Source organism: Candidatus Eisenbacteria bacterium (assembly GCA_018831195.1).
In the GTDB taxonomy this organism is placed as follows: domain Bacteria; phylum Eisenbacteria; class RBG-16-71-46; order CAIMUX01; family JAHJDP01; genus JAHJDP01.
In genome coordinates this window covers 1-12329 of the sequence record JAHJDP010000037.1, presented here as the reverse complement: position 1 = coordinate 12329, position 12329 = coordinate 1, and the positions used below count along the sequence as shown (strand labels likewise).

Here is a 12329-nt window from a genome sequence, read left to right as displayed (position 1 = left end):
TTCAAGTCTTATATGCATCTGTGGGGATGGGTCCGATCAATGCAGGAGCCGGCGATAAACCGCCAACGTTCCCTCCACCATGGCGTTAACGCTGTAGCGCTTCATGACGAGCGAGCGGCCGGCCTGATTGAGCCGGGCGCCCAGATGCCGGTCTCGAAGCAGCCGGAGGATCGCGCCGGCGAGGGATGCCGGATCCTGGGGCGGCACGAGCAATCCGGTCTCTTCATTTTTAACAATCTCGGGGATGCCGCCGACATCAGACGCCACCACCGGTGTGCCGAGGATATGCGCGTCCAGAATACTTGTACAAAGTCCTTCGAGGACCGAGCACATGACAAAAATGTCAAACCAGCGGATAAGCTCCCGGGCGTCCGTGCGGTGCCCCGTGAAGATGAGCCGGTGACCGGCTCCGATCGCATGCGCGATCCGTTCAACCTTGGCGCGTTCGCCGCCGTCGCCGACAAGGATCACACGGGTTTCCGGTTCCTGCTCCCAGATGAGGGGACAGGCCCGGACCAGCACTTCCTGCGCCTTGTGCCACCCGAAATGGGCCACATCGCCGACAACCGGCGCCGATTCCGGAATGCCGAATTCACTCCTGAAATCGCGGGTTGGCGTTGCTTCCAGCATCTCAATATCAACGCCGGAGGGAACCAGATCGATTTTGTCCGCCGGAACACCGTCCCGGATCATGACCGCTTTGACACCTTCGGAAATGGCGATAAAGCGATCGACGCCGAAACGGTATTTGAGGAGGCTCAATCGAAGAGGCGCATGATGAATCGAGAAGTCGACGCGCCGGGAAACGACGATGCGCCCGATCCCCGAGAGGCGGCCGGCAAGAGCGCCGAGCGCGTGGGCATGCGCGCTGTGCGCGTGTACAATATCCGGCCGGATGTCGCGGAACAGCTGCATCAGTTGGAAGACGGCCGCGGGGTTCAACGCACCCCGCAGCGGCAATTCAAAGCCCGGCAGGCCGTCCCGCCGGGCGCTCTCAATGAATGGGCTTCCGGGATTTCCGACCATTGTCACATCGATCGATCGCCGCGCCAAACCCTGCGCGAGGTAGAGGGCTTGTTGCTCACCGCCGCGCCATGTGCGTTCGGTATCAATATGAACGGTTTTCAGAACCCGCTCCCCGGGAATGCAGCCGATTCCTCTATTGTGCGCGCCGTGTGACAAGCGATACGACGGTCCGGTCGTTGCCGCCCATACTGATCACCAGGCCGTGCTTGCCTTCCAGATTCTTGACCTGGAAGTCGCCCGCGCGTCCGGTGAGTTGCTTCCAGTTGTCCACCGTCTGGCGCACACCGGTGCCGCCGGTGTAGTGGCCATAGCCGACCAGTCCGCCCGAAAGATTGAGCGGGAAACGGCCGCCGAGCTTTGTGTGGCCCTCGGAGATGAAATCGTACCCTTCTCCGTAGCCCACAAAGCCGGTCGCTTCGGCCATCAGTACGCCGGTAATGGTAAAGCAATCGTGCACCTCGGCGAAGCCGAGATCCTTGGCCGTGATGCCGGCCATTTTATAAGCCTTCTGTACGGCCGTTTCGCTCGTGGTGGCCTTGGTGGGATCCACCGGCGGTTTGGTGAGGTCGGCGACCGAGCAGCCGAGGCCCGTGATTTCCATCGCGTCCTTCTTTGCGATGCCGGCTTTTCTCAGGCCTTCATCGGAAAAGAGGAGGATGGCGGCGGCGCCGTCGGAGACCTTTGAACAATCGAAAACGTTCAAGTTGTCGACAAAGGCTCTGGGATTGGGCTTCGTGTTGCCCAAGGCATGAAGATCTTCAACCGTATTGTGGTGCTCCTGCGCCTCAGGGCACCGGCGGGCGCCCTCAACCGCATTGACAAACCATTGGGTCATCGCACGGCGCACTTTTTCCTCGCCGAACTTCTCGAAGGCCGCGCCGGCCCGGTCGGAGAACATGGAGGGGAAGAAGTAAGCGTGGCCTTCTTTGCGCTGCGAGGCATAGTGGCCCGCGCCCGCGAGAATATCGGCCCCATAGATCGCCTTCACCGTGTTCTGCACTTCCGTTCCTAGAACCAAAACAACATCGGCCAAGCCGGCCGCGATGGACTTGAGTCCGGTCATCACGGCCAACCCACCCGATCCGCAGGCTCCTTCGGTCCGCGTGCTCGGCTTGTACTCGAGCGAGGGATGGATGGTCGGCATCAGAGCCGCCAGGTTGCCCTGTCTGTTGAAACGGGCCGCCATGAAATTCCCGATGACGCACTCATCGATGATGGCGGGATCGGAAATCTGGGCGATGGCGGCTTGGCCCGCCTCTTTGATGTAGTGTTCGAGACCGGGGCGGGCTTTTTTGGGATTGAACTCTTTTCGGCCCGATCCGAGCGAAATTGTATAAGCCCCGGCGGCTCCATAGACTTTTCGGCTTAACGGCATCTTTTTCCCTCCAGCTCCAAAGTTAAAATCTTGATACGCATTTGGGCAGGATCGGCAACATTATCCGCCACTCCATCCGCCACATCAGGCGTAATCGTTGATCGGCCCATAAAGATGGAAGAAGCCGTTCATGAGAACACCGTTGACGTCGTCGGCCTGCGCCGCGACGCCGCTGCTGACGAGATGCTCTCCGATCTCCTTCGATCTCTTGAGATAGGTCGTCCCCAAACGGGAGCCCATCCCTGCGTCCTTCTTCATATTCTTAAAATAGGCGGCCAGCTTCTCGTCCTTGCCTGGATCGCCCATCAGCGCCTTCCACGGAGCGTGACCCGCGGGAAGGGCGCCTAATAGAGCGTCCAACTTGCCCGTCCAGGCTGCTTCCAAGGGAACATAACCGCTCTTGTCGAAGCTGTACGCGCCGGCGGGACGCCCCTTGACGTATTGTAAAATGCCGTTCTTCTGGCTGCCGTCGGGGTTTTGCCCGCCTTTGACACCGGCCTTCATGAGCTTGTCGATCAGGTCGGAGTGGAGATCCTCGCCATCGATATGCGGATTCATCACACCGAGGATGCACTGAAAGACATCCACGCCGACATAATCGATGAGCTGGAAAATCCCCATGGGGCGGACCAGCCAATCCTGGCTCACCCGGTTCACCATATATACCGCTTCGGCGAAACCATGTTCCTTGGCGAGACGCTCCGTTTCGGCGATGCCGTGGAGTCCGTCCCGTATAAAATGGCCGTTACCGATAAATCCCGCGATATCGTTGGCCGGAATCACCTTTTTGCGGAGATCGGCGGCGATGGCCTTCCCGGCTTCAATCAGTTCGGGCTTTGTCGCCGGCGTCGTGATCAGCTCGAGCAGTTTCTGAACGGCCGGCGGATTGTAAAAGTGGTAGCCGATGATCCGTCCGCCGAGATTTGCATCGCGATCCAGCAGGCTGATGGGAACCGATGATGTGTTGGTGAAGAACCAGGTGTCGGGCCCGCAGAGTTCATTGAGCCTGCTGTAGATCTTAACTTTGAGCGGAATATTCTCGGCGATCGCTTCAAAGATCATGTGGCAATCTTTGAGGGCGTTGAGGTCGGTTGTAAAACGGACGACGCCGACGGCGTCATCAATGAAGGCATCGATGATCTCGGAATTCTCGACCAGATCCGCGCGATCGGCATAGAGGCCGCGGAGGGCGACCGTCATCTTCTCGGCGGCCTTGCGCATTTGGGCGGCTAGATACGAGCGCAGCCCATCCAATCCGGCATCATCGACATCCATCGCGACCAAGCGAAAGTGCCGGCCCTTGCCCTTGGGGTCGAGCTTGCGCTCCGCCATCTGCTGGGAGAGGAGCAGAGCGATGCCGCTGCCCATCTTCCCCGCCGCGCCTATAACTCCAACATTTTCATAACGTTCCGCCAACTCCATCCTGAGCTCCTCCCATGACAGCCATCCCTAGGTTTCAGCCATACCAGCGCGAGAATAGCATAAGGAGGGGCGGGGAGGAAATGGGTTGGTCTATGAGCGTGTCGTTTGCACGATAGGGCGGTAAACGCTATCCTTATTCAAGCGATTGCAATGAATAGGATAGATCGATGTAAACCCTGGGATTCCAAAGATGAAGAAGACTCGAATTGACTTTGGTGATGAGCGTATCCGTGACTTCGCTCGAAAATGGAGGATCACGGAGTTGGCTCTCTTTGGCTCAGTTTTGCGGGATGATTTCAACTCGAGCAGTGATGTTGATGTGCTTGTTGCTTTTGAGGATCATGCCAAATGGTCCTTATTCGATCTTATTGATATGCGTGATGAACTTCAGACGATTTTGGGTCGAGAAGTTGATCTCATAGAAAAAAGAAGCCTGCGAAATCCCTTTAGGAGATCTGAGATTCTTCGGACCAGGAAAGTCATTTATGCCGCTTAATAGACGTGATCCGGCCCATCTTTGGGAAGTTGCCACTTCGCACATCAACGATTTAATTGATAAGTTGGAGTGCTTGGTTCCGCCTCCTCCAGCAGAAGCCTCGGATAGCGAGTAGACTGAGAATCATGATGCAAACTCTCCGAAAAATTCTGATTCCCGTCGGGATCGGCTTCACGATCCTGGCCCTGATCGGCCTGCTCGGTTCGGCCCTGATGCTTTATCGGGAAGCGGCCGCGGTGCACCCGATTCTGGGCTGGTTTGTCATCCTGCTTCTCCTGGTGGGAGTGGGACTTCTTATTGTTTATCCTGTCGCGAAACTTCTCATGCTGCCGGCCTCATTGGTGCGCCCCGAAAAGACATCGGGCAGAAAATGGGAGAAATTTCTACAGCGGTATGCCGGGCGGATTCTCAAGAACGGCGCGGTGCGGAATGAGTATGAGGGATTGGCCGCGCTGGAGGCGACCTTCAATGCGACCCGCGGTGAGAAGAAGCGGCAGGGTGCCGGATCGGGCGCCGAGGCTGTTTCATCCGTCATGCGGGTGTCGCAACTGGAAGATGAGATCAATAACACTTTAACGTTTCTTGACCGGCGTACGGAGAAGATCATCCGCCGGCATGCCGCCGCCGTCTTCGCCGCGACAGCCGTTTCACAAAGCGGCCGCCTCGATACGGCGATCGTGCTCTCGGCGCAACTGCGTATGGTGAAGGAGATCGCTGAGGTTTATTATCAGCGGCCCCACCCCCGTGAGCTGTGGGCGCTCTATCTTAATGTGGGAACGGCGGCCTTTATCGCGGGGGAGATCCAGGACAGCGAAGTCCTCGCCGTCCTTGGGGCGCCCGTTTCGGCCGGTCTCTCGGGACTGATCCCCGTCAACGGAATGGATCCCCTGATCTCTCTGCTTGTGAACTCGTTGCTCGACGGCTCGGCGAACGCGCTGCTCACCTTGCGGATTGGTGTTCTCGCGCGCCGCTATTGTGGAATCCGCATTGATGCGGACCGCCGCGCTTTAACACGCAGCGCCTCGCTCGAAGCGGCCGGTCTTCTCGGCGGTGTGGTGGCCGAGGGAGCGAGCCGTGTGGCCGCCGCAACACGTCGCCTCGTTGTCGGCGGGGCGGTAAGATTTCCGCAGAAGGCGGCGATGGGGGTGGTGGGGGCGGTAGGCGTGGGCGGTCATCTCCTCGCCGGCATCGCCAAGCTGGCCGGCAAAGCGGCCGGCACCGCGGCGAAGAAGGTTTCCGAACCGCCTGTCTTTGCCGTGAAGCAGATGATTCGTTTCTGGGAACATATAGAAGAGGTCTTTGAACCTGAGACGGAGCGGGTTCCGGGGCCGCATTCGGATGGACCGGTGGATTAAAGACCGCGGCTGCCGTACTTAGGAGTAGTGCTATCATCTATATGAGGCTGATGGGGTCGGCACCCGCAGACGAACTGACCAGCAGCGAGCCGATGAGTGCAAAGCACACGATTGCAGTTCTCACACGACACCTCCTTGATGGTTGTGATTCGGAGGAGCAATCGGGCGGACTCCTTCACAAGACGGCAGTTTCCGGACAAGCTGCTCATGCCTGCCTCTCCGTGCGCTCCTTCCAGAAGTCGGACCGTGCTCCGCATTCGCCCGAGGGTTTCTCCTCGACTGGCCGAAACACTTGCTCCACCGCTTCATGCTGCACGTGCGTGCCCAACGGGTGCATAACCTGCTTGGTGAAAGCCAAATCTGGGTCATGCAATTGTTAGGGCGCACAAAGATCCTCAGAGACAATGTCATTTGTCTGATTTGTCTTTTCGATAAAGCATCATAAATGCAATGTTGAATACTATTGATAATCCGGTCAGTAGACCGACGATAAATGAAACAGGATTACTATCACCTACAAAGCGATTTAGGAGAATGCTTATTGCCAACGACATTTGCCCGATTGCAAGATAGAGATTCTTGTTTTCATAGTTATCATGTTTCACTGTTCCTTTATTGGTGCACCCTAACGTTCGTTAGACCGCATTATCTTAACCTACGCTGAGCCAAATTAGGCTCCTTGGATTTCAAATTCTCCAGATAGGATTCCAAACATGATATTGCTTCTGTGCGAGATGATTCCACGTGCCACCCTCTGGAATCTAGGAGCTCCTCAAGCCGTTCATCAAAATCCTCGATATGTTGTCGAACCTCCGTGGCACATCGTGTAAAAACGGCTTCCTTCAAGATGCTTTTCTCGCCTGAAGACACAGCTTCGGATGAAAACCAATCACCAACAACAGTCAGTGAGATCTCGCGCTCTCTGTCATCATTTATAGCAACTTCTATGTTACTTACTGTATCGTCTTTCAGAAAGGAAATGAGTCCGTTAACACGGGCTATAACATTACCTGCGCCATGTCTTTTGTAGATTTCTTCAAGTCGATCGAACGGATCAAGGATTAGGCTGCATCCGGCTATTTCGGCGTGTTCAGTTAAAGCAACTCGCTCTTTGCGCAACGCATCAAAGAGAATCTTGTTATCGGGAGTCGCTGGATAATATTTTTTCCAGATAGGGTCCTTGGTCCCACGCCCCGGGAGATGGAATGATGTTAGCGAGGCCATTTGGCGCACTCGGCCATGTTGATGAATAGAGCTCACGCTATCTGCATGTTGGGCTAGCAGTTGCGCGCGGCGGATGTTGTCATCGGTGCATTGATACGTTATCGGGTGCTCTTGGATGGATGTCATGTGTTTTCGAAATAGAGCCGGCGTAAGTTTTTGCTGCGCGTCCGAGAGATCGTCTTTCAATTGAATTGCCTGAACTCCACTTATGATTCCATCCGGCAAGGCGTTTAAGGCAATCGGTATAATGGGTTTTCCCAGGGCGAGTGCGTAGCCTATTTCCTGGTGTAACCATGGACGATCTTTTGACTCTTGAGTTAGCACAGGAAGGAATATGTGAGAATTGCTGATGAAATCTTGAATTTGATCTGAAAAGCCGCTCCCGCCAACTAAGTCGTCGTCCCACATTGGATAGGTCCCTGAATCTCGTAAAACTTGAACTAGACTATCTACAATCGATCGATCGGTATGTGAATAGCTTATAAATACTCGATATGGAAACGAATCCATGGCGTGTTCCTGTCTGTCAACCCGTGGCCGATTGTTCTCGCAAGGATATCTAACCCTTTAAAATCGGCCTAACTCCCGACATAAGGCGCGACGGCTTTTTGCCATCGCCCTTAATGCCGTTGTTAAACACTCTTATACCTCGCCTTTCCCTTTCGATACACCATCGGGATCATAAAGCGGCACAAGAATTTCCTCCAGCCGGATAGTTTGAATGCTTTTGACACAAGGCTACGACCACACTTTGAACATATAGATGCATACCATGAGAAAGGATTGCCGCAGGTAGGGCATGACCATTCTTTTTTTTGCGAATCAAGCCAGTGGTCAACACCGTCGTCTTTGATAGCCTCCAGGTTATCCTCAGCTTCATTAATGTGAGGGAGAAATTTTGCCACCCCTTGCCACTTTCTATATTTTTTACATGGATAATCGGGACAGTCGATACAATGCTCGACATTTTTTTCACGCGCACAGGAACGGAGAGTACAAATACGGCAACCATAGTACACATTGTCGGATTTGCAGCCGCCGCAAGATAAATCCTCCTTCGGCACACTTTTGAGACAGGCAGAAAAATCATCAGTGAGACCGGTTTTATCATGCATAGATATTGAGCAAGCACCACAGTAGATTCCGCAATATGTATCGGGGTTGAATTTATTCATATTTCATAACCTCAATGCATTGGCCTATCTTCAAATATTTCTTCTCTGTTTAACCATTCCTTATCTAACCATCATGATTCACAGGATTGGGGGGCGTCTGCGCTGCAAACGGCTCCCTTAATGCTTCTGTTTCATTACATGTTTATTCACTGGCACACTGCTGAAAATAGATTACAGCAAACCCTGTTGGGTGTCCAATTTGTAACGGTTTTCCTGCGCTATGATGTTGCGATAACACCATGGGAGCCCGGATATCGGTAAGTCTGTATTGCAGCCAGTACAAAAAGCTGGATGGGGGGGATCCCGGGGCCGCATTCGGATGGGCCGGCGGATTAAAGCCAGAACCGTGGAATGCGTATCCCCCAAACTTTTGTGGGCGTTCGCAAAATCCGGGAACTGCTCTACGTTGAACATGAAAGCTTCCACTGCGGCCTCTGAGAGGCCGTTCTCAAGACAGTAGTAGCCCACGTCGTTTATCATGTCCTCCGTGAGAACGCCTCCCGAGAGACCATCCTGAAGCGCGCTGCGGAGCCCGGCCGCTCCCTGTTCGCTTGCTCCCTGTCCGTACTCGCCAACGGCCGCGAAGAGTCTTGCCTCCACGTCGAGCATCAGCTCGCGGTCCACGTCTCGTTCACGCTCCCCGAGCGAGGGAACACGATCCGCTGCAACGGGGATGGCATGTCAAAGAAGTGGCCCGCGATGAACCCGACGGTCTCGGGTACCCGCCTCAGACGAGACGGCGCAGGCCGATTATGATGGCGTCAGTGTCAGACTATCACGAATACTCATCCTCCTTGTGGACACCCCCGCTCCCTTGTTGGGTCACGGTGGAGAATCTGTTAGCAATGGGAACGCGCCAACGCGCGGTGATTTTGACAGCGATCAGTTGTAAGAGTGAGGTTTCTCGTGTGCTCCATCATCGTGAACCGCCCTGTGCGGATCCGCATGCAGTGGACATCAAGGCCTCAATGGAAGGCTGGTTCGCGTCGCGCCCTGTAATAGGCTCGGTTGCCACTTTTGTTCTTTTGAACAAAGCCTGCATCTTGGATTCGCTTCAGAGCCCTTTGAACCTGCAGAACTGTATTTTGTGTTCTCTCAACAATTTCCCGCTGGTAGAACTCCTGGTCGGGATGCAACATGATCAGAACCATGACATCGAGCATAGCTGGATTCGGGAAAAGCCTTGCCAGAGAAGGGGATGTACGATTTATTTTTGCCATTGGGCCGCCCGCAAACAGGCTGACTACATATCGTAGTCAATTAACTACAAATCGTAGTTGTGGGCGTCAAGGGCAAAATCAAGAAAATTCCAACCTCTGTAACGAGAACATCACCGGCGGATGGGCCGGTGCGGACCTTGCGCAGCAAGGACCGTGACGGCACGAGACATCTGGTGCATGTAGTGTTATCTCTCTTCATCCTTTCCCACGATCACGGCAACAATGCTGATTGTCTGACCCAAGCACCAAATATCCTGTCCGTCAAGACGAAGGACCCCTCCGCATGATCGATGACATCACGTTCAAGAAGCGTTTGAACCACACGTTGAGCACTGGCGGGACTGCGAAGCCGATAGCGCGCAATGAAATCTGCCGAATAAACTTGAGTTCCCGGAGGCTCGTGGGCCAGGCCAGTCACGAAGCGCTGTTGATTGGTTCCCAAGGACTCCCAGAGAACGGTGTACGCGTAGCTCTCTCGCTCAAGAACCAGCCCAAGGGCCGCCTGAAGATTGTCGGCAGAGATCACGGTACCAGGATCGCTCATTTCCCAAAGGACATGGCAAAGGTGCTGTGTGTAGAAAGGATGTCCGTCAGTCATTGCGCAGAGTTCTTTGATGACAGCAGAAGCGATTTCCCGATCGGTCTTGCGGAATCGTGATCGAATGTACGGAATCCAGTGCTCGGTTGCGATTGGTCCAAGTGGATAGTGCGTGCCTGCCCGATACAGCGGCCTGTTCTGATCCAAGAACATGCTTCGTATGAGGTGTCTTCGGCTTCCAAGGAAGATATAGGCAATCTCCGATTGTTCTTGGATGACACTCCTCAAAGTCCGTTCTACCAGATCATTGTCATACTCAAGGATGCGCTGGAATTCATCGAAGACAATGACGACGCGTCGTTTGCGTTTCTTGGCTATGATTGCAGGGGTGGCTAGGATCGAGCGGAGTTCGGGGTGTCCTGGACTTGCAGTGCGTTGGGCGAAAGTCACGGTGGGCTTGCCATCAGAGTCCATAGTCACGGACGGAGCCATTGCTCCGAAAAACTGGCGGGCAGACTTAAGCATCTTGTCCGCCTTGCTTTCGAGGCTCTCCGAGATCCCTCGCGCCATAGCAATGATGAAGGACTCCTCGTCATCCGTGGGCCAGAGGTCTATGTAGGCACCCAGGAACTCCTCTTTCGGGAGACCACTGAGAGCGAGCTTCACCAGAGAAGTCTTGCCCAGCCTGCGCTCCGAGTAGATAAACGCACGATCGCCATTCTCCATGGATCGGCGGATCTCGCGTAACTCCTTCTTTCGATTACAGAAAGCGCCCTTGCGTGCCAGCGCGCTGTGTTGGAATGGGTTCATTTCAGTATGCCCTCCGCATTATGCGTACTGCATTATTCATATTGCATAACGCGCTTGAGGGAGTCAAGCTGCTTGGCGTTCGCGGTCCTATTTGAATCGATCGTCCGCCCTTCGGTGTGAAACGGTCTTCCTGGCTGTCTCAAGCCAGCCGGTGCGCACCTTCACTTGGGCCTCGAATTCCGGAACATAGGGCTTGATGTCCAGAAGTGGGGTCCCGTCGAGGATGTCCACGTTCTGAATCTGCAGCAAACCGTTTTCGATCTTGTCCAGTTGCACAACAGAGAGTCCGATTGGGTTCGGACGCCTGGGCGCACGGGTCGCGAAGAGGCCCCTGGGTTCTGAATCCATGAAAGGCACGACTTGGAGGTTGAATCCCTGGCTGCGGTGGAACTGGTACAGCAATATGATATGAGAGAATCCGTCCAGATCTTTGAGCCCGGCACGGTATTCCTCAAAGATATCGACGGTACCCTTTACGCCGGCCGCGCCAGCGGGCTGGATCGGCATGCCGTTCAGCTCCTTGAATGGGCTGTGGATAGTGCCGATGGGCTTCAATTCAGTCATTTTCTCCTCACGCGAACGTTCTTTTAACCTGCGAGGCGCGCTTGGCGCGGCCCCCGCCCACTCTCAACTTTGCGTCACTATAATAGTCCTGTGCGAGAGGCCGTGACAAGGGCCCTCGGCAGGTTCAAAAGTCGTTATAGGTCTGTATCACTTTACTAATATAAGGATTTTACTTTGCCCCAGGTTCCCTGTTTGACAGGATTCGGATCTGATTCAAGCCAAGCCGGCGCCCATGCCTCATGGTCGATATGATCACATTCCCCTCTAATTATGAGTCGGGATGAGCACTCTCCTGAAGTGTCAAGAGATAGGCCTACAGAGCCCAAAAGATACCTGTTTCCACTGGATAGAGTCACCCCTTCCTTAATTTTCCCGTAGATATGCCGATTGTCCGCACAGCACACAGGGCACGGGATTAAATATGATTCTTCAAAAAGGTCTGGGTTCCCCCATTCATATGGTCCGCAATCACCCTCGAAAATTATGCAGGGGTAGTCATCATCAATGCCAACCGTATACATATCATGCTCGGCGACCAACATAAGTTCTGCGCCGGGTTCAATATTGCCTTCAGATATTTCCAAAATAATGCTGATCGTCCCGTAGCTCGCTCCGGCATATTGATTGATCGTCCAGATACTATTATCCGTATCAAAATCCACAAAAATCTCTGCATCTAGAGCTTGACTCGCGGGCAGGGAGCCGAGGAGGAGGGCGGAAACAAGCGCGAAGGATAATCGTGGATTCAATTTGTGCCTCCGCTTTTTGACAATCGACCGACCGTCAATTTCAGTTAAGTACCTATAACGTTCGGCTCACCGGCGAACGAAGCGAGTCCGGTGGAGCCGGTTGTGTACGCCCGGCATGGGCGTGAACTCAAGGGGTGAAAGTCCCCTGTAGGAGGACCACCGTCATCAATGATGACGCCAACGGCCAGCTCAAGGCAAGGGCCAATCCGCGAGGAATGGTCCGAAGGAAGCCGGCGGCAAAGCTGCGAGCCGAGGAACACGAACGCCATAGAAGGCCGACATCCCCGGGGCGAGTCAGCACAACATGACAAAGCCCTGTGGTCCGGGGGACACGGTAAATGGCGCGGTTGTGCAGTGAAAGTTCACGTCCTTATC

At 54.5% G+C, this 12329-nt stretch carries 12 protein-coding genes; 2 read left to right on the top strand and 10 right to left on the bottom strand.

Annotation, left to right across the window (positions count from 1 at the left end):
* Nucleotides 1–36: 36 nt before the first annotated feature.
* The 3 genes from KJ970_07590 to KJ970_07580 form a co-directional block, all read right to left on the bottom strand.
* The gene (locus KJ970_07590; GenBank protein ID MBU2690777.1) at nucleotides 37–1182 is read right to left on the bottom strand and encodes a glycosyltransferase; all 1146 of its coding nucleotides are present in this window, start codon (nucleotides 1180–1182) and stop codon (nucleotides 37–39) included.
* The gene (locus KJ970_07585) at nucleotides 1160–2401 is read right to left on the bottom strand and encodes a 3-ketoacyl-CoA thiolase (GenBank protein ID MBU2690776.1); all 1242 of its coding nucleotides are present in this window, start codon (nucleotides 2399–2401) and stop codon (nucleotides 1160–1162) included. The genes KJ970_07590 and KJ970_07585 overlap by 23 nt, the downstream gene beginning before the upstream one ends.
* Nucleotides 2402–2485: 84 nt before the next feature.
* Nucleotides 2486–3823: a 3-hydroxyacyl-CoA dehydrogenase family protein gene (locus KJ970_07580; GenBank protein MBU2690775.1), complete on the bottom strand. Its 1338-nt coding sequence runs from the start codon at nucleotides 3821–3823 to the stop codon at nucleotides 2486–2488.
* 190 nt (nucleotides 3824–4013) lie between these two features.
* Here KJ970_07580 and KJ970_07575 point away from each other — a divergent pair, with 190 nt between their 5' ends.
* Both KJ970_07575 and KJ970_07570 read left to right on the top strand, forming a co-directional pair.
* Complete coding sequence (locus KJ970_07575; GenBank protein MBU2690774.1) at nucleotides 4014–4319, top strand: nucleotidyltransferase domain-containing protein; 306 nt, start codon at nucleotides 4014–4016, stop codon at nucleotides 4317–4319.
* 125 nt (nucleotides 4320–4444) lie between these two features.
* Nucleotides 4445–5674, top strand: a complete 1230-nt coding sequence (locus tag KJ970_07570) for a YcjF family protein (protein MBU2690773.1) — start codon at nucleotides 4445–4447, stop codon at nucleotides 5672–5674.
* A gap of 645 nt (nucleotides 5675–6319) precedes the next feature.
* On the opposite strand, the gene KJ970_07565 is transcribed toward KJ970_07570, so the two are convergent.
* From KJ970_07565 to KJ970_07535, 7 genes are all read right to left on the bottom strand, one after another.
* Complete coding sequence (locus KJ970_07565; GenBank protein ID MBU2690772.1) at nucleotides 6320–7408, bottom strand: toll/interleukin-1 receptor domain-containing protein; 1089 nt, start codon at nucleotides 7406–7408, stop codon at nucleotides 6320–6322.
* 122 nt (nucleotides 7409–7530) lie between these two features.
* Nucleotides 7531–8013: a DUF3795 domain-containing protein gene (locus KJ970_07560; GenBank protein ID MBU2690771.1), complete on the bottom strand. Its 483-nt coding sequence runs from the start codon at nucleotides 8011–8013 to the stop codon at nucleotides 7531–7533.
* Between the two features lie 231 nt (nucleotides 8014–8244).
* Complete coding sequence (locus tag KJ970_07555) at nucleotides 8245–8697, bottom strand: hypothetical protein (GenBank protein MBU2690770.1); 453 nt, start codon at nucleotides 8695–8697, stop codon at nucleotides 8245–8247.
* Between the two features lie 341 nt (nucleotides 8698–9038).
* Complete coding sequence (locus KJ970_07550; GenBank protein ID MBU2690769.1) at nucleotides 9039–9293, bottom strand: hypothetical protein; 255 nt, start codon at nucleotides 9291–9293, stop codon at nucleotides 9039–9041.
* 211 nt (nucleotides 9294–9504) lie between these two features.
* Nucleotides 9505–10641, bottom strand: coding sequence for an ATP-binding protein (locus tag KJ970_07545; GenBank protein ID MBU2690768.1), 1137 nt, complete (start codon nucleotides 10639–10641; stop codon nucleotides 9505–9507).
* Between the two features lie 87 nt (nucleotides 10642–10728).
* Nucleotides 10729–11205, bottom strand: coding sequence for a tRNA (N6-threonylcarbamoyladenosine(37)-N6)-methyltransferase TrmO (gene tsaA / locus KJ970_07540; GenBank protein ID MBU2690767.1), 477 nt, complete (start codon nucleotides 11203–11205; stop codon nucleotides 10729–10731).
* Nucleotides 11206–11360: 155 nt separating this feature from the next.
* Entirely contained in the window at nucleotides 11361–11867 is a 507-nt protein-coding gene (locus tag KJ970_07535; protein MBU2690766.1) for a hypothetical protein, read from the bottom strand.
* Between the last annotated feature and the right edge of the window lie 462 nt (nucleotides 11868–12329).